Source organism: uncultured Shimia sp. (assembly GCF_947493595.1).
Lineage (GTDB): Bacteria > Pseudomonadota > Alphaproteobacteria > Rhodobacterales > Rhodobacteraceae > Shimia.
This window is the reverse complement of the sequence record NZ_CANLRL010000001.1, coordinates 469202-486994: the sequence shown is the minus strand read 5'-3', so window position 1 is coordinate 486994 and position 17793 is coordinate 469202. Positions and strand designations below refer to the sequence as shown.

The window sequence follows — 17793 nt, the reverse complement described above, 5'->3', positions numbered from 1 at the left end:
CTCCCGACAAGCAACACCATGCGACTCACCGTCACATTTACCGACTTAAGTATGAGTAAGGTCATAACGCCACCGAAGTTAACAGATGAAAATGCGCAACACTTTGAGTTGCCAGCGTTGCCTTAACGGAAACAGAACCTCCCAAAGGCTCAAGACTGTATCCAACTACCTGCAATAATTGACAAAAATCTTAATCATCGCCTAACGAACTGCCAGCTTTTGCCCCAATTACGCCCCAATCCGTTGAAATAAGATTTTGCGACGCAGACCGTCTGGAGACGGAGAGTCCCATTTCGGGTGTGTCGCAGAGAGGTATGTAAAATGAAACAGTATCAGGCACCGGATAGGCCACCTGTTACGCCCCTGCCAAAGGCACTTTGGCGGTTGGGCGCGCATCGCTTCCGAAAGGAAGAGGATGGTGTCATGGTTGGCTTTAGCGTCATTCTTGTAATTATGATGATCACGATTGGCGGCATAGGCGCCGATATCATGCTCGCGGAGATGCGGCGTACGCAGCTGCAACACACGTTGGATCGCGCCATTCTGGCAGCGGCCGACTTGGACCAGACCCGCCCCGCGGATGAGGTTGTGGCGGACTACTTTGATAAGGCGGGCGTGGCCCACACTTTGAACGAAGTGACCGTGTCAGAATCACTCAATCACCGCAGCGTCAGCGCAACTGCTGAAATCGAGTCCAACCTCGTCTACAGCACCGTGAGCCGGGACATGAAAACCCTGATGCCGGAAAAGCCAGCCGGCGACGTGTACTCCGGTGCGGAAATACAAGAGCTGAAAGAAACTCTACCCGAGCGCACCAGCCTGACCATTGGCGCCAGCGGCACCGCGGAAGAGCGTATTGGCAACATCGAAATTTCATTGGTCCTGGACGTTTCCGGTTCGATGAACAACAACAGCCGCCTGTCCAATCTCAAGGTCGCGGCCAAAGAGTTTGTTCAAACCATGGACGACACAACGGAAGACGACACCATGTCGATCTCCATTGTGCCCTACGCGGCACAGGTCTCCACACCGGATGAATTGATGAACGCACTGACAACCAACGGTGAAAATCCGCGGGCCAATTGTCTGAACTTCCATTCGGCAGACTATAGCGAAGCCTTCATTGATCCGTATCGGGAATATGACAAAACCCTGCACGCCACCTGGAGCAGCAGCAGCTATGACCGCCGCCCCAGCAATGGCTATGTCGACGTGAACGCTTACACGGATTGTCGCGCTGAGAGCTCCCGCGAGCTGACGCTCATTCAAAACGACACCGATGCATTGAAGACCTACATCGACAATATGTTCGGCAGCGGCAACACCTCGATCGACACCGGCATGAAATGGGGCACCGCTTTGCTTGACCCGGCCTTCCAGCCTGTTGTGTCCAGCATGATCGACAGCACGTCCGGCAACACTGGGACAATTTCCAATGTGTTCGAAGGTCGCCCTTACGAGTATGGCACCAATGAATCTCTGAAAATTGTGGTTCTGATGTCGGACGGTCAAAACACGCGCCAGCACTTTGTCACCGACAACTATCGATTGGGCAACTCCAACGTCTGGTACAACGCACAGGAGGATTTTTATTCCCTGTATCTGGGCCAAGACGAAGGCGATGATGACAACGATGGCATCTATGATGAGCCGATCTACTTTTGGCCTGAGAACGGAGTGTTCCGTAATCACGCCTATGGTGAAGGCACATACGAAGTGACCGAAACTGTTAAGACAGACGAATGTAAGTCTTATCGCAGAAATGGCTCATGCAAGCGCTACAAGAAGATCAGAAAGACCGTGACAGTGAGTGAGCCTGGCGAAGCCAAGGTGATCTCCTACGCCGATCTCTGGGCCCGGACCACACCAAAATACGTGGCAGACCAGCTCTACGCCCCTTTCATGGGTCAGGATGCCGCGCGCAACGCTTGGTATTATCCGGTCATTGACGATGTAGGCTACGGCACCAAGGACACCCGAACCCGAAGTGTGTGTGAGGCGGCCAAAGACAACGGCATCATCGTTTACACCATCGGTTTCGAAGCGCCCAATGCGGCCCGTGTCGTGCTACAGGACTGCGCAAGTTCTGACAGCCACTACTTCGACGTGCAGGGCCTCGAAATCCGCGATGCGTTTGCCGCAATCGCAACATCAATCCGTCAGCTGAGGTTGATCCAATGATCTATTCGGTTCTCAAAAAAGCCCGCTCCCTCCTGTGCAAAGAGGACGGTGCCGTAACGGTCGACTTTGTGATCATGGTGCCCTTCTACTTGAGCGTCTTCCTGGCCTCTGCCGAACTTGGCTTGATGTCCCTGCGCTATGCCTATCTGGAACGGTCTCTGGATGTGGCGGTGCGCGACATCCGGCTCTCCACAGGACACGTGCCATCTCACGACGATTTGGTGCAACAGATCTGTGATCAGGCCAGCGTCATTCCAGACTGCACAAGCAATCTGTCGCTGCAGATGATCCAGCGCGACCCGCGCAATTGGGAAGCGCTGCCAGAAGCCAGCACATGCGGCACCCTGCATGAAGATGATGCAGACGTTGATCCGGTGGTACGCTTTGATGACGGCGCAGCCAACGAGATGATGTTCTTGCGGGCCTGTGCGTCAGTACGAGCCATCTTCCCGGGCGCGCTGTTTGTGCCGGTTGCGGTCCGCAACGCCGATGGCGAATACGCCTTGGTTGTTGAAAACACCTTTGTTCAGGAGCCTCGTTGATCCATGTCTGTATTGAACTTACGCAAATCACTTGCCGCGTTCCGCAAAGACACCACAGGCACAGTTGCGGTCGAAACAGCCATCATCTTCCCGACTTTGCTGTTCTGTCTGTTTGTCATGATGAACATCTTTGACGCGTATCGCGCCAAATCGACCACCGAAAAAGCCGCCTTTGCGGTGTCGGATATGCTGTCCCGCGAAACCATGGCTGTGAACGCGGACTACATCGACGGTATTCATGCGGTTTTGGAAGAAATCTCCACTGTGCGCAGCGGCCACTCGCTAACGGTGAGCCACGTCTATTGGAGCCCGGTTTCCAGCGACTATGTGCTGGCCTGGTCCCACAGCAACGGCAGCGGCAGCGGCATCACCGCTGCCCAGTTTAACGAGATGAAAGACAAGCTGCCTGTTCTGGTGGACGGTGAAAGCCTGATCGTCGTGGAAACCACTGCTGAATACACCCCGCCAATTCTGGCGGGATGGAACGGCAAACGCCCCTACGGCGAAGAAAGCGCGTTGAACATGGACATCGACACCTTTGTGTTCACACGCCCCCGCTTTGCGCCACAACTGGCCTGGAGCAACAGCTAAGACCGCGCCGCGGGCAGCGCGGAACCTTTACCCCTCGGTTTGGTTCCGTTCTGCCAGCAGCGCTTCAATGATCTGGGCCATGGATTTGGCCTCGGATCCGGGTGTTACGCCGCCAATGCCCACCCGGCGGCCAAATGCCCACCAAAGCCCCGGTTGCCACTTGCGCGACCGGGGCTTTTTTAGGTGTACGGTGAAGCCATTGGACGGCTTCATGTCAAACATACCCACTTTGATCGCGGCGATGTTTTCCAATGGCACAATGGTCTCGCCAGACGTGCTGCGCAGGCCCTGTTGCGTTAGCTCAATGCGATGCTCCGTTGCCCGCCGCGTGGCCTCTGCCAACCAAAGCACCAATCCGCCCATCACCAGCAGGAACACCCGCCAGTGCAGCGCAGGCGCGGTGGTCAGCGCGAGGTAGATCAACACGCCCCCCAAGACAAACAGGGTTGCGAGGCCAAACAGGCGGCGCATGGGGGAAGCGGTGATGGTGGCCAAAACCTCTGGGAGGTCCGAAGTGTCTTGCGTGGTCATGTCTGTCCTGACGGAGTTAATACGGCATCGGATGCGCGCGATGCGCGGCGCTGATGTCTTTAAGCACTTCTGCGCTAAGCCGCAAATCGGCCCCTGCCAAAATGCGTTCTAGCTGTTCAACTGTTGTGGCCCCAAAGATCGACGTACACATAAACGGCCGCTGCAACGTGAAGGCCATCGCCATATGCACCGGGTCCAATCCGTGTTTCTCGGCGATATCCAGATAGGCCTGCACTGCATCAAACACCCGTGGGCTCACCCGCCCGCCAAGATTGCCATTGATCGACTTGCGCGACCCATCAGGTGTCGCGCCATCCTGATACTTGCCAGTCAGCAGACCAGTAGCCAGCGGCGAAAACGCCAAGATGCCAACATCTTCATTCACACAAAGTTCCGCCAAATCCGTATCTGCCATCCGACAAAGAAGCGAGTATTCGTTCTGGATCGATGCCACACGAGGACCACCCTTGTCTTCGGACATGCGCAACCACTGCGCCGTGCCCCAAGTGCTTTCGTTGGACAGACCAAAAGCCCGAATGCGCCCCTTATCCACCTCTTTCTGCAAGGCCTCCAGCGCCTCTTCCATATGCGCCAGCGTGTCAGCTTTGTTTTGACCCGACGGATCGAAATCCCAGTTCTGGCGGAACATGTAAGAGCCGCGATTGGGCCAGTGAAACTGATAGAGATCGATGTAATCGGTCTTCAGTCGCTTAAGCGAGCCTTCAATCGCTTCGGGAATGGTCTTGGCAGAGATCAACGCCCCACCCCGCACATGCGCCAATCCTGCGCCGGAGTGCTTTGTCGCCAGAACAATGTCTTCGCGCCGCCCGGTCTTGGCAAACCATGTGCCGATGATTTCCTCGGTACGCCCCTGGGTTTCCGGACTGATCGGGTTCACCGGATACATCTCCGCCGCATCGACAAAATTGATGCCCGCCTCCAGCGACCTATCAATCTGCTGATGCGCCTCACCCTCGCCGGTTTGCGTGCCAAAAGTCATGGTACCGAGGCAAAACTCAGACACCGCGATGCCGGTGCGGCCCAAAGGGTTCATTTTCATAAAAGCTCATCCTGTCGCAAATCTTTGCGCTTAACTTAGGGGCTGTGGCGTTGATCGCAAGCGGAGACACGGGGGCCAGCCCCCGCTTGGCTGCGCCAAAACTCCCCCGAGATATTTTTAGATGGAGAGGACTTGGATCAGCGCGCCCCGCGGGCGTGGAAGATAAATCCCAGAGTGTTGAGCAAAAGCTGCGCCGCCAAAATGGCGGTGGAGCCTGTAGGATCATAGTCCGGCGCCACTTCGACGAGGTCGATGCCCACCACCTCATGCCGCTTGGCGAGCGCCTGCATCATCTCCAACACATCGTAATACAGAAACCCGCCATGGCTTGGCGTGCCCGTGCCCGGCGCGATCGAAGGACAAAACGCGTCAATATCCACTGTCACATAGACCCGCGCGCCCTCAGGAATACGATTGATCAGCGCCTCCGCCCCCAACTTGCGCGCTTGCCGCACACTCAAGATATCGCTGCCCATCGCCCGCGCATCCGCATAGCCTTCTTTGGCGGTGGAACTGACATTGCGAATACCCACCTGCGTCAGACCGGTGACATTGTCTTTCTCCGCCGCCCGCCGCATCGGATTGCCATGCCCAAAGCGCACCCCATGGCGCTCATCGACAAAATCCAGATGCGCGTCGATCTGTAAAATGTGAATTGGCCCCTGATCGTCAAACGCGTTGATGCAGGGGATATTGATCGAATGATCCCCGCCAATGGTGACCGGCAAGGCGCCAGCCTTGAGCATTGCTCGCACCCCTGCCTCGATATTGGCATGACTTTTTAGAGTGTCGGTATGAACAATGTCGGCGTCACCAATATCCACAATCCGCACCGATCCGGGCAGGTAGGTAGCATCATCCTCATGGTCATAGGCCCCGGCATGGCCAAAGCTGAACAGAGTTGAAGCCTCACGCACCGCCCTAGGTCCAAACCGCGCGCCGCTGCGCCACTGCGTGCCAAAATCAAACGGCGCGCCCATCACGGCCACATCTGCCTCAATGGCTGCCCAATCCGGCTGATAGGCCCGCTTGCCAAAGGTCGAAATCCCTACAAACGGCAAATCCAACCGCCCGCCCTCATAGCTATGTCCTGCCATCATCATCTCCCTGTTTGCTGCGACGGTGACGGATTTTTGCCCCGCCGTAAAGCATTCCCGATATTGAGAACAAAAGCGGAACATGCTATTCTGATGCCATGGCCACCCCCCTCCTCAAACGCGCGCCCTCCCGCCCGGCAGATGCCCTTGCCCCCTTGCCCGAGGTGGCCCTGACGCTGGCCCGCCTGCATGAAGCCTGCGGCCCCGCGCGCTACAGCTTTGCGCTGTGGCTGGCACATCAAGCCAAGGGCCCGCTTTTCTGGATTGCCCCGGATTGGGGTGCGGCCCCGCTCAACCCCGCAGGCATGGCCCCCTTCCTCAACCCCGGCAGCGTGACCTTTGTCAGCCCGCGCCGCCCCGAGGAAGTGCTCTGGACCATGGAAGAGGTTCTGCGCGCCGGCACCGTGCCCTTGGTGGTGGCCGACCTGCCCGGCCCGCCCGCGCTCACCCCGGTGCGCCGCCTGCATCTCGCGGCCGAAACCGGCGCCAAGGCCAGTGGCATGGCACCGCTGGGGTTGATCCTGACCCCGGGAGACGGTGGCGCACAGGGCATCGAAAGCCGCTGGCACATGGCACCGGATCACCGCGGTGACACCGACGCTTGGTCCCTCACCCGCCTGCGCGCCCGCAGCGCGCCCCCGCAAAGCTGGCAACTCACCGGCCTGCCCGATACCCCCAAACTGAGCCTACGGGACAGCGATGCCGAGATCGCCTGACGCAGCCCGCATGCAGCGCGCCAGCAAAGCATCCGCGCCGATCTCAGCCCACCTGCTAAGCGGCATCAACAGGGTAAGCCCTCTTAAGCAACACGTATTCTCAGGAAACGCGCTTCAGAATTGCGGCAGCCCTCTCCGACGCCTGCAACGTGCGGTAAAACTGGCAAACCTCCAGCTTGCCTTCATCCAAAGTCAATTGGGACATCACCCATTCAAAATCGTCATCCAACGCCAGCGTCCGACGTTCCCATGCACGCATGGCGATGTAACGCTCTGGAAATCCGCCCCCGGTCGCCACCCGTTCCGCAAAGCTTTGCGCCACGCGCTCCGGATCCGCCAACGCCGTGACACAGGGGAGGACCAGCTCCCGCACATGAGTATGCAATCGGGCAAACTCGGCCGCATAAGACCAACCCGGTGTGAAATACAAAGGCCTGAGGTCTTCACCTTCGGTCATATCCACCGAAGACGTCAGCGTTGGAAGCTCCGTGAACCGATACCGTTCCTCACAACCGATACAGTAAAGCGCTTCGACCGGGCGCCAAAACACCTGCGCAAAAGTGGTGATTTCAACATCGCCGGTTCCAAGGCCGCGATGCGACAGCACAACGGCGCCTGTCATATCCGGCGCCACATCCCGGATCACCACACCACGTCTCTTGCGCACATAGCCGTCCACCGCCATCACATCTGTGCATTTGTCCAAAATGGTCTGGCAAAAAGGTGTCATCGGCGCTCTCCCTCTCAAACCCTGTAGAGAAACTGGAAAGATCGTCAACGCAGAGTTGTCAAAAACGACACGCCCAAGTCGAATTCCCTCTAGTCATCACGCTGCAAAACGCCATGCTGCCCACATGCGCATGATCATCACCTTCTCGGCCCTGTTCCTCTCGGTCATACTCTTGCAACTCAGCTCCGGGGGCGTGGGGCCATTGGATGCGCTCTCCGGCATCGCATTGAACTTCACCACGGAACAGATCGGCCTGTTGGGATCGGCACACTTTTTGGGGTTCTTCATTGGCTGTTGGTGGTCACCGCGCCTGATGGGCAGCGTCGGTCATTCCCGCGCCTTTGCCACCTTCACGGCCTTGGGCGCCATTGGCCTTTTGGGCCACTTCATCATCGTGGATCCCTACGCCTGGGCACTCATGCGGGTGGCTTCCGGCCTCTGCGTGGCAGGCTGTTTCACTGTGGTTGAGGCTTGGCTACAATCCAAAGTCACAAATGAAACCCGCGGCCGCGCAATGGGCACCTATCGGGTGGTCGACATGATCGCCTCGCTTGGAGCGCAACTGGTGATCAGCGTTTTGGAGCCAGCCTCCTATGTATCTTACAACCTGCTCGCGCTGCTCTGCTGCGCAGCCCTTTTGCCCATCACGCTAACCACGTCCCCACAACCCAAAACGCCAAAGGCCCCGCGTTTGCGCCCCAGCCTCGCCTATGCGCGCTCGCCATTGGCTGTCGCTGGCGTGATTGTTGCCGCACTTAGTTCCGCCTCATTCCGCATGGTGGGGCCAGTCTATGGCACCGAGGTTGGCTTGCAAATTGGACAGATCGCCTGGTTCCTTGCCGCCTTCGTGCTCGGCGGAGCCATCGCGCAATATCCCGTTGGTTGGCTGGCTGACAAATTTGACCGCCGCTGGGTGTTGATTTGGCTGTCGGCCGCCGCCGTAGTGTCCTGCGGTACAACCGTCGCTATGGGCGCTGGTAGCACCACAATGATCATGCTCAACGCCGCTTTCTTTGGCTTTACATCTTTCCCGATCTATTCGGTCTCCGCCGCCCACGCCAATGACTTTGCCACATCAGAGGAACGCGTCGAACTCTCCGCAGCCCTCATGTTCTTCTTTGCGGTCGGCGCCATCGGCACGCCGCTGTTTGCCTCCGGCCTGATCGAGCGTTTTGGTCCTCCCGCGCTTTTCATCATGATTGCCGCCGGTCACGCCCTGCTGATTGTCTTTGGCCTGACCCGGATGCTCGCCCGCCCCACCGCCGAACACCGCACCCGCTACGTCTACGCACCGCGCACGTCTTTCACCGTGGGGCGCATCACAAAACGGCAGCGCGAAAAGCCCAATCGTACAGAGGAAACACCGCCATCGGCGGACAAATAGCCACCAATTTTGCACCTCCGCAATACAGTCGCGATACAGACGCAATACCGACGTGAAAATTCGCCTGTGGAATTGGCCTTATCTTTGGGCTAATGGGGTCTGAAACAGTTAAGGGACACCCACATGGCGCGCCATCTGATCACCTCGGCCTTGCCGTATATCAACGGCATCAAACACCTCGGCAACCTCGTTGGCAGCCAGCTGCCCGCCGATCTGTTCGCACGCTATATGCGCGCGCGCGGCAATGAAGTGCTGTTCCTCTGCGCCACTGATGAACACGGCACCCCTGCTGAACTGGCCGCGGCCAAAGCCGGCAAAGACGTCGCCGATTATTGCGCCGAAATGCACGCTGTCCAGACCAAAATTGCCGAAGGCTTCCGCCTGTCTTTTGATCACTACGGCCGCTCCTCAAGCGCGGAAAACCACGCGCTGACGCAACACTTTGCAGGCCGTTTGGCCGACATGGGTCTGATCCGTGAAGTGTCTGAAAAGATGGTCTATTCCAACGCAGATGGCCGTTTCTTGCCTGACCGCTACATCGAAGGCACCTGCCCCAACTGCGGCTTTGAAAGCGCGCGTGGCGACCAGTGTGACAACTGCACCAAGCAGCTTGATCCAACCGACCTGATCAACCCCTACTCCACCATCTCCGGCTCCACCGATCTGGAAGAGCGTGAGACCAAACACCTGTTCCTCTGCCAATCGCAAATGCGCGACAAACTACAGGCCTGGATCGACAGCAAGACTGACTGGCCCGTGCTGACCACCTCGATTGCCAACAAATGGTTAAACGACGGCGACGGCCTGCAAGACCGCGGCATCACCCGCGACCTAGACTGGGGTGTGCCCGTCAAGAAAGGCGGTGAAGACTGGCCCGGAATGGAAGGCAAAGTCTTCTACGTCTGGTTCGACGCCCCTATCGAATACATCGCCTGCGCCCAGGAATGGGTTGCGGCAGGCAAAGGCGCAGATTGGGAGCGCTGGTGGCGCACCGACAAAGGTGCGGACGACGTGACCTACACCCAGTTCATGGGCAAAGATAACGTCCCATTCCACACACTCTCCTTCCCCGCCACCATCCTTGGTTCCGAAGAACCCTGGAAAGCCGTGGATTACATCAAATCTTTCAACTACTTGAACTATGATGGCGGCCAGTTCTCCACCTCGCGTGGGCGCGGCGTCTTTATGGATCAGGCACTTGAAATCCTGCCGTCCGACTACTGGCGCTGGTGGCTATTGAGCCACGCGCCAGAAAGCTCTGACAGCGAGTTCACTTGGGAAAACTTCCAGCAATCGGTGAACAAAGACCTCGCTGACGTGCTTGGCAACTTTGTCAGCCGCGTCACGAAGTTCTGCCGCTCCAAATTTGGGGAAGAAGTGCCAGCAGGCGGTGAGTTCGGCGACACCGAACAGGCGCTGATTGCAGAGCTGACCACCCGTATGCGCGCCTATGAAGATCACATGACGGCGATGGAAGTCCGTAAATCGGCGCAGGAACTGCGCGCGATCTGGGTCGCAGGCAACGAGTATCTGCAAACCGCAGCTCCCTGGTCGACCTTCAAGACCAACCCGGAGAGTGCCGCCGCGCAAATCCGTCTCGCCCTGAACCTGATCCGGTTTTATGCCGTTATTTCAGCGCCGTTTATTCCGGACGCCTCAGAAACCCTGATGGACGCTATGCAAACCGAAGACACTAATTGGCCTGATGATGTCGCCGCAGCCCTCGAAACGCTGCAGCCTGGCCACGCCTTTACAGTGCCGGACGTCACCTTCCGCAAAATCAGCGATGATGAACGCGAAGAGTGGCAAGAGAAATTCGCAGGCAAGCGCGAAAGCTAAACACGAAGAAGCGCGGTCATTCGGCCGCGCTTTTTTCATTTAATCTGCGCTCCACAACCATTCGCGTGACAAAGATCAAAGTCGCGCCTCTCGACTCACGCTACCTCATTGGTCAAGATGAAGACGTGCACCAAGCATTGCACCTAGAGGAGATTGATCCATGGAAGCCATACTGAACGTATTCTGGAGCATTATTGAAGCGCTCCCACCAGTTGTGTCCGCGTCCCTGCTGATGTTGGGCATTAGTGTCTTTGTAGCACTTGTGCTTGGATTCATCGTTGCAAGTATCGCATCTGGCAAAGAAGTGCGCTCGTAGCAAACTAAAATACATCAGATAATACAATATGTTACTGGTACCCGCGGCCGGACTCGAACCGGCACGGCCATAATCGGCCTAGAGATTTTAAGTCTCCTGTGTCTACCATTCCACCACGCGGGCAACCAACACGCCGACCAAGGTCAGCGGCGCGACAATAGCCGCTTTGTTTCTGGTGTAAAGTGCGGAAGGTTAGAGCTTTTCACCAGGCACCTTTTTTGTTGGCGGCGGTTCATACAAACTGCGCTCTGGCAGCCACGGATTCAGTTCCAACGCCGCCGCCAGCGCATCCTGCGCCTCAGCCTGACGGCCCAATCCAATTAACGTCAAGGCCCGCCCCGACAGCGCCGCAACATGACGTGGCGAAAGCTCGATCGCACGATTTAGATCCGGCAGAGCGGCCGCGAAGTCCTGCCGTAGGAAATTCACAAAAGCACGTTGGTTGTACCCTTCGGCATACTCTGGACAGTACCGCACCAGCCGATCAAACTCCTCACGTGCCCCCAACAAATCCCAAGACGACCGCTTTGCCATTCCGCGATCCAAAATCTCTTGGGCAGCCTCATCTGGCGCATCCGCCCAAAAGGCCCACATGTCGTTGGAAATCTTTTGCGCGGTCGCCTGATTCTCCGCGCCCTGCACCTGCGCAATCAAAGCGTCTACCGCCGCAGAATGATCCGGTGCTTGCGGGCACTCAGATGCTTGTGCCGCCCCGGCAGTCAGCAAAAGTATCACCAAGAGTTTCATACGCAATCGTGGCACGTGTAGCATGGCGCACCAAAGTCACATCTCCGCGAGGCCAGTCTCTTTCACGGCTTGCATCGCCACATAAGTCGACGTGCTGGCGACATGTGGCAATGCGGAGATTTTCTCTCCTAAAACGTGGCGATAGGCGGCCATGTTCGTTGTCCTGACTTTCAGCAAATAGTCAAAATGACTTGCAATCATATGCGCCTGTTCAATCTCAGGCACCTCCGAAACAGCTGCGTTAAAGGCCTGCAGAGCCTTTTCGCGTGTGTCTGACAGTTTCACCTCAACAAAAGCCACATGATCCAACCCAAGCCGGATCGGGTCCAACAACGCACGATACCCCGTAATCACTCCGTCGCTCTCCAACCTTCGCAGTCGCGCCTGTGTTGGACTTTTGGAGAGGCCAATTTCCTTTGCCAGATCCGTGATCGAGCTTCGCCCATCCCGGCCCAGAACATCCAGAATCGCCCGATCGTACCGATCCAATTCAGACTTCTCGTTTTGCACAGTCTCCGCCCTCACTTTTGGTCACATCGACACGTTCAACCGCAACAATCAGTCAAATGAACTGCGAATGCAAAGGTATACTGAACCAAACCACAGGAGACCCCCCATGACCGACGCGCGCGCCTTGATCGACACCAGCACTTACCGCAAAGAAGCCCCCTTGGTGGAGGAGCTTAAAGTCAGCAGCGGCCTGTCGACGGCAGATCGCAAATCTATCTGTGCCAAAGGGGCCTCGCTCGTACGTGAAATCCGTGAGGAAACCAGCCCGGGCATGATGGAAGTCTTCTTGGCGGAGTATGGCCTCTCCACCGATGAAGGTGTAGCCCTGATGTGCCTGGCCGAAGCGCTGTTGCGTGTGCCCGATGCGGACACCATCGACGCGTTGATTGAGGATAAGATTGCGCCCTCAGACTGGGGCAAGCACCTTGGCCAGTCCACGTCGTCCCTGGTGAACGCCTCAACATGGGCGCTGTTGCTGACTGGCAAGGTTATGGATGACCAAAACACAGGGCTGATTGGCACGTTGCGCGGCGCCGTCAAACGTCTGGGGGAACCCGTGATCCGCACCGCAGTCGGTCGCGCGATGAAAGAAATGGGCCGTCAGTTTGTCCTGGGCGAGACCATCACCTCCGCCATGAAGCGTGCGGAAGGCATGGAAAACAAAGGATATACTTATTCCTACGACATGCTTGGGGAAGCTGCCAAAACCGACGCCGACGCCATGCGCTATCACCTCGCCTACTCGCGCGCGATCACAGCCATTGCTGCCGCCTGCACCAACCCGGCCACGCGTGACAACCCAGGCATCTCGGTTAAGCTTTCTGCGCTGCACCCACGATACGAGGTGGCGCAACGCGAGCGCGTGATGGAAGAGTTGGTGCCGCGGCTGCGGTCCTTGGCACTACTGGCCAAATCCGCGGGCATGGGACTCAACATTGACGCGGAAGAAGCGGACCGTTTGGCGATCTCGATGGACGTGATTGAAACCGTTCTGAGCGAACCAGCTCTGGCTGGGTGGGACGGCTTTGGTGTCGTGGTGCAAGCCTACGGCAAACGCGCCGGTACCACGCTGGATTTTCTCTATGAGCTGTCCAAAAAACTGGACCGTAAGATCATGGTACGACTTGTAAAAGGTGCTTACTGGGATACCGAAATCAAGCGCGGGCAAGTGGAAGGCATCGACGGTTTCCCGGTCTTTACCAACAAAGCGGCGACGGATGTGTCCTACATCGCCAATGCGCGCAAATTGCTGGACATGACGGACCGCATCTATCCGCAATTCGCCACGCACAACGCACACACGGTGGCAGCCATCTTGCACATGGCTGAGGACAAATCCGCGTTTGAATTCCAACGCTTGCACGGCATGGGTGAAGCCCTGCATGACATTGTCCTTAAGGACCAAGGCACCCGTTGCAGAATTTATGCACCAGTGGGCGCACACCGCGATCTTCTGGCCTACCTCGTACGACGATTGTTGGAGAACGGCGCAAACTCCTCCTTTGTAAACCAGATTGTCGACGAAGACGTGCCTGCGGAAACCGTTGCCATTGACCCGTTTGATCAGGTGCAGTCCACAGAAGGAGACCTGCTGCGGGGCCCAGAACTTTTCACGCCGGAGCGCATAAACTCCAAAGGGTTTGATCTAACCGACCTGCCCACACTCAATGCGTTGGACACAGCCCGAGAGCTGTATCGCAGCACGCAATGGCAGGCTGCCCCCCTGCTGGCGACCAAAGCCTCCCCCGAGACCGCACAGACCGTCGACAACCCATTCCTGCCAACCGACAGCCCCGGCACCGTGACCCACGCCAGCGAAGCGGATATTGAGACTGCTTTGAGCACAGCAAAGCCCTGGGATGCATCCCCCAGCGAACGAGGTGCGGTGCTGGCCAAGGCAGCAGACCTCTATGAGGCAAATTACGGAGCGCTTTTTGCCTTACTGGCACGCGAGGCCGGGAAAACACCCAACGATGCGGTTGCGGAACTGCGTGAAGCGGTTGATTTCCTGCGCTATTACGGTGCCAACGCCCCTGCAACGCCCCCCGCAGGTGTCTTCACTTGCATCTCGCCATGGAACTTCCCCTTGGCAATTTTCTCCGGCCAAGTCGCTGCGGCGCTGGCCGCTGGCAACGCTGTGCTCGCCAAACCAGCGGATCAAACACCTCTCATCGCCCATGAAGCCGTGAAGCTATTGCATGAGGCAGGTGTACCACGCGACGCACTGCAACTCCTGCCAGGCTCCGGCGCAACTGTTGGCGCGGCACTGACTTCCGATCCACGTGTAAAGGGCGTGGCCTTCACGGGGTCCACCGCCACGGCATTGCGCATCCGCGCCACCATGGCAGACAATCTCACCCCAGGTGCGCCGCTGATTGCTGAGACCGGTGGTTTGAACGCCATGATCGTCGACAGTACCGCCCTGCCCGAACAAGCGGTGACGGCGATTGTAGAGAGTGCGTTCCAGTCTGCTGGCCAGCGCTGCTCGGCCCTGCGATGCCTCTATGTACAGGAAGACATTGCAGAAAACCTGCTGGAGATGTTGACCGGCGCGATGAAGGAACTGTCACTCAATGACCCATGGTTGCTGTCCACCGACAGTGGCCCAGTGATTGACGAAACGGCCCGTCGCGGCATTGCGGATCACATTGCGCAGGCCCAATCGGAAGGCCGTGTGTTGTTCCAGTTGCCCACACCACAAACCGGCACTTTCATTGCGCCAACGCTGATTAAAGTGAATGGCATTGCCGATCTGGAGCGGGAAATCTTTGGTCCGGTTCTGCATGTCGCCACGTTCAAATCTAACGAGCTGGACGCCGTGATCGAAGCGATCAACGCTACTGGCTATGGTCTGACTTTTGGCCTGCAGACTCGGATTGATGACCGCGTGCAGCATGTCTCGGACCGCGTGAAGGCGGGCAACATCTACGTGAACCGCAACCAGATTGGCGCAATTGTTGGCTCACAACCCTTTGGCGGTGAAGGGCTTTCCGGCACCGGCCCAAAGGCGGGTGGCCCACACTATCTTGCTCGGTTTGCCGCTGTGCCAACGGAGAATGCAGGAACATGGGACGGCATCATGCCCGCCGACTTGGCACAGACGGAACTGGACAAGATCAATCGGGAGGGTCGCGAAACCTGTGCCACGACCATCTCTCTGCCCGGGCCAACCGGCGAGTCCAACCGGCTGACCAGCTATGCGCGAGACCCGATGTTATGCATGGGTCCCGGCGCAGAGACCGCAAAAGCGCAAGCTGAGATTGTCAGAAGTCTTGGCGGACAAGCCATTGTAGCAACGGGCAAACTCCCGAGCGACGCGCTCTCTAGATTGCGGGGCTTTTGTGGCGCCATGTGGTGGGGGGAGGCAGCTCAGGCACGGGCATATGACCAAGCGTTGTCGCAACGTGATGGGCCTATTCTGCCTTTAATCACCGGACGGCCAGATGCAGCGCGGGTGTTGGGCGAGCGGCATGTCTGTGTCGACACCACCGCAGCGGGTGGCAATGCGGCGCTTTTGAGCGGGAGCAGTTGACCTTCCACGCAAATCCCCGCAGCTTGGCTCCATGTTTCCAATCCGCGACCACAACCCCTCCGGACGCACACCGTATGTCGTCTACGCGCTGATTATTCTAAATGTCGGGATCTTCCTGAGCTATCAGCCGTTTATGGGGGACAATCTCCGTTTGGCCCAGTTCTTTCAGGACTGGGCCTTGCTGCCTGGCGAAGTCACGGAAGGGCGAAAACTGCATGGCCTTGTCACGTCCATGTTCTTGCATGGCGGCTGGATGCACCTCTTGGGCAACATGCTGTTTTTGTGGATTTTTGGCGATAACCTCGAAGATGAGATGGGCCACTTTGGCTTTCTGATCTTCTACCTATTGTCCGGCCTTGGCGCGGATTTTGCCCAGATCGCCGCTGACCCGAATAGTCAAATCCCTATGGTGGGTGCCTCCGGAGCCATTGCCGGTGTGATGGGTGGCTACCTTTTGCTCTTCCCCAAGGCAAAAGTCGATATCCTGCTGATTTTGATCATCATTTTCCGCATCTTCACCATCCCCGCTTGGGTCATGTTGGGCGTTTGGTTTGCGCTTCAGGTGTTTAACGGCGTGGCGGTGGACACAGCTGGCGGCGGGGTTGCGCATTGGGCCCATGCGGGCGGTTTTGTTGTAGGGGCGGTTCTGGCGATCCCAGCGTGGTTAAAGCGTGGCGGCATAAGCTATTGGCAATTGACCCATGGCCACCCGCCCCACCCTGAAGCCAAATACAAACTCAGCCAAAGTTCGGTGCCCCCTGTGAGGAGAAAACGTCGATGAGCCGTAAATTGACCTGCCACTGCGGCTCGGTGGAGCTGCGTGTGACGCTGTCCCAAGATCCAAGCGAAGCCATGTTGTGTGATTGTTCTTTTTGTCGTCGCCGCATGGTGCCAAATGTAGATGTGAAATTGGCGGACCTAAAGGTGGTCAAAGGCCATGAATGCCTGACGCTGTACACTTGGGGCACCGGCACCGCGAAACACTACTTCTGCCGCAACTGTGGCATCTACACGCATCACCAACGCCGCTCGCGCCCGGACGTCTATGGCGTCAACATCGGCGCGCTGGAAGGTGTAAACCCCAGCGAATTTGCGCCTTTTGGCTGGCACGACGGGATAAATCATCCCTCAGACAAAAAAACCTGACCCATTTGGGCCAGGTTTCACTGTTTCACAGAGATGCAAAAGCCGCGTAAGGGCAGCGTACGTTACCCGTTGCGGATGACTTTTGCGAAGGTGGAGAAGATCGGCTCATTGGCCACAATCATCTCGCCATCTTCCAGTATGTTACCTTCCGGGTTCATTGGCTCAACCAAAGCCCCCGCTTCTTTGGCAATCAGCAGGCCTGCGGCCACGTCCCATGGCTGCAGCTTGCGTTCCCAGAAGCCTTCGTAACGGCCTGCGGCCACATAAGCGAGGTCCAACGACGCGGCGCCAAAGCGGCGTACACCTGCGGTGGCGGGCAATACGCGCGCCAGATCTTTCAGGGTCTCAGGCAGGTCGACACGGCCCGCAAATGGCAAGCCTGTTGCAAAGATCGACTCGATCATGCGGTGACGGGCTGACACGCGCAGGCGCAGGCTGTCGTTCAGCCAGGCGCCCTCGCCTTTTTCCGCGTAGAACATCTCATCTTTGGCGGCGTCAAAAACCACGCCGGCAACGATTTCGCCCTTATGTTCCAGAGCGATAGAGATTGCCCAGTGGGGCAAACCGTGCAGGAAGTTGGTGGTGCCATCCAGCGGATCAACAATCCAGCGGCGGGTTGGGTCTTTGCCCGCAATCTCGCCACCTTCTTCTGCGATCCAGCCGTATGTTGGACGCGCACCCAGCAGCTCTTCTTTCAGGATTTCCTCGGCGGCAATGTCGGCACGGCTGACAAAGTCGCCGGCCCCTTTGGTCGACACCTGTAGGTTTTCAACTTCACGGAAGTCTTTGACCAGCGACCGCCCCGCTTTACGGGCGGCCTTCATCATGATGTTCAGATTTGCGCTGCCCGGCATGGCACGGCTCCTTTTGA

17 protein-coding genes and 1 tRNA gene are annotated in these 17793 nt (G+C 57.6%); 10 read left to right on the top strand and 8 right to left on the bottom strand.

All coding sequences use genetic code 11. The features are described from left to right. Positions 1-321 precede the first annotated feature (321 nt). Genes Q0955_RS02445 through Q0955_RS02435 form a run of 3 tightly spaced genes read left to right on the top strand, consistent with a single transcriptional unit; the run spans position 322 to position 3314 of the window. Positions 322-2181 carry a Tad domain-containing protein gene (locus Q0955_RS02445; protein WP_299419428.1) on the top strand — a complete coding sequence of 620 codons (1860 nt, stop codon included), beginning with the start codon at positions 322-324 and terminating at the stop codon, positions 2179-2181. Then, positions 2178-2723, top strand: a complete 546-nt coding sequence (locus Q0955_RS02440; RefSeq protein WP_299419425.1) for a pilus assembly protein — start codon at positions 2178-2180, stop codon at positions 2721-2723. Before Q0955_RS02445 ends, Q0955_RS02440 begins: the two co-directional genes overlap by 4 nt. A gap of 3 nt (positions 2724-2726) precedes the next feature. After that, positions 2727-3314 carry a TadE/TadG family type IV pilus assembly protein gene (locus tag Q0955_RS02435; RefSeq protein ID WP_299419422.1) on the top strand — a complete coding sequence of 196 codons (588 nt, stop codon included), beginning with the start codon at positions 2727-2729 and terminating at the stop codon, positions 3312-3314. Positions 3315-3341: 27 nt separating this feature from the next. Here Q0955_RS02435 and Q0955_RS02430 read toward each other — a convergent pair whose 3' ends face one another. From Q0955_RS02430 to speB, 3 genes are all read right to left on the bottom strand, one after another. Beyond that, complete coding sequence (locus Q0955_RS02430; protein WP_299419419.1) at positions 3342-3845, bottom strand: hypothetical protein; 504 nt, start codon at positions 3843-3845, stop codon at positions 3342-3344. Positions 3846-3861: 16 nt separating this feature from the next. Continuing rightward, a complete protein-coding gene (locus Q0955_RS02425) occupies positions 3862-4905 on the bottom strand; it encodes an aldo/keto reductase (protein ID WP_299419417.1) in 1044 nt (347 codons plus the stop codon). A gap of 137 nt (positions 4906-5042) precedes the next feature. Beyond that, on the bottom strand, positions 5043-6002 hold the full coding sequence (gene speB / locus Q0955_RS02420; RefSeq protein WP_299419415.1) for an agmatinase: 960 nt from the start codon (positions 6000-6002) through the stop codon (positions 5043-5045). Between the two features lie 98 nt (positions 6003-6100). Here speB and Q0955_RS02415 point away from each other — a divergent pair, with 98 nt between their 5' ends. Next, entirely contained in the window at positions 6101-6718 is a 618-nt protein-coding gene (locus tag Q0955_RS02415) for a hypothetical protein (RefSeq protein WP_299419412.1), read from the top strand. 100 nt (positions 6719-6818) lie between these two features. On the opposite strand, the gene Q0955_RS02410 is transcribed toward Q0955_RS02415, so the two are convergent. Further along, positions 6819-7448, bottom strand: a complete 630-nt coding sequence (locus Q0955_RS02410) for a hypothetical protein (protein ID WP_299419411.1) — start codon at positions 7446-7448, stop codon at positions 6819-6821. 124 nt (positions 7449-7572) lie between these two features. Between Q0955_RS02410 and Q0955_RS02405 the strand changes: the two genes are divergently transcribed. From Q0955_RS02405 to Q0955_RS02395, 3 genes are all read left to right on the top strand, one after another. After that, positions 7573-8832, top strand: a complete 1260-nt coding sequence (locus Q0955_RS02405) for an MFS transporter (RefSeq protein ID WP_299419408.1) — start codon at positions 7573-7575, stop codon at positions 8830-8832. A 123-nt stretch (positions 8833-8955) separates the two neighbouring features. Continuing rightward, entirely contained in the window at positions 8956-10671 is a 1716-nt protein-coding gene (gene metG, locus Q0955_RS02400) for a methionine--tRNA ligase (protein WP_299419406.1), read from the top strand. Between the two features lie 160 nt (positions 10672-10831). Continuing rightward, the gene (locus tag Q0955_RS02395; RefSeq protein WP_299419403.1) at positions 10832-10987 is read left to right on the top strand and encodes a hypothetical protein; all 156 of its coding nucleotides are present in this window, start codon (positions 10832-10834) and stop codon (positions 10985-10987) included. A 35-nt stretch (positions 10988-11022) separates the two neighbouring features. Here Q0955_RS02395 and Q0955_RS02390 read toward each other — a convergent pair. The 3 genes from Q0955_RS02390 to Q0955_RS02380 all read right to left on the bottom strand — a co-directional run bounded on the left by Q0955_RS02390 (position 11023) and on the right by Q0955_RS02380 (position 12244). Then, positions 11023-11110, bottom strand: a tRNA-Leu gene (locus Q0955_RS02390). Positions 11111-11179: 69 nt separating this feature from the next. Next, positions 11180-11734 (bottom strand): hypothetical protein, encoded by a 555-nt coding sequence (locus Q0955_RS02385; RefSeq protein ID WP_299419401.1) that lies wholly within the window; start codon positions 11732-11734, stop codon positions 11180-11182. 36 nt (positions 11735-11770) lie between these two features. After that, on the bottom strand, positions 11771-12244 hold the full coding sequence (locus Q0955_RS02380; RefSeq protein WP_299419398.1) for an Lrp/AsnC ligand binding domain-containing protein: 474 nt from the start codon (positions 12242-12244) through the stop codon (positions 11771-11773). A 106-nt stretch (positions 12245-12350) separates the two neighbouring features. On the opposite strand from Q0955_RS02380, the gene putA reads away from it, so the two are divergent. The 3 genes from putA to Q0955_RS02365 are packed head-to-tail and all read left to right on the top strand — an operon-like array spanning position 12351 to position 16922. Further along, positions 12351-15776 (top strand): bifunctional proline dehydrogenase/L-glutamate gamma-semialdehyde dehydrogenase PutA, encoded by a 3426-nt coding sequence (putA, locus tag Q0955_RS02375; protein ID WP_299419396.1) that lies wholly within the window; start codon positions 12351-12353, stop codon positions 15774-15776. A gap of 31 nt (positions 15777-15807) precedes the next feature. Then, a complete protein-coding gene (locus Q0955_RS02370; protein WP_299419393.1) occupies positions 15808-16557 on the top strand; it encodes a rhomboid family intramembrane serine protease in 750 nt (249 codons plus the stop codon). Beyond that, complete coding sequence (locus Q0955_RS02365; RefSeq protein WP_299419391.1) at positions 16554-16922, top strand: GFA family protein; 369 nt, start codon at positions 16554-16556, stop codon at positions 16920-16922. Before Q0955_RS02370 ends, Q0955_RS02365 begins: the two co-directional genes overlap by 4 nt. A gap of 62 nt (positions 16923-16984) precedes the next feature. On the opposite strand, the gene Q0955_RS02360 is transcribed toward Q0955_RS02365, so the two are convergent. Continuing rightward, positions 16985-17776 (bottom strand): inositol monophosphatase family protein, encoded by a 792-nt coding sequence (locus Q0955_RS02360; RefSeq protein WP_299419388.1) that lies wholly within the window; start codon positions 17774-17776, stop codon positions 16985-16987. Positions 17777-17793: the final 17 nt, after the last annotated feature.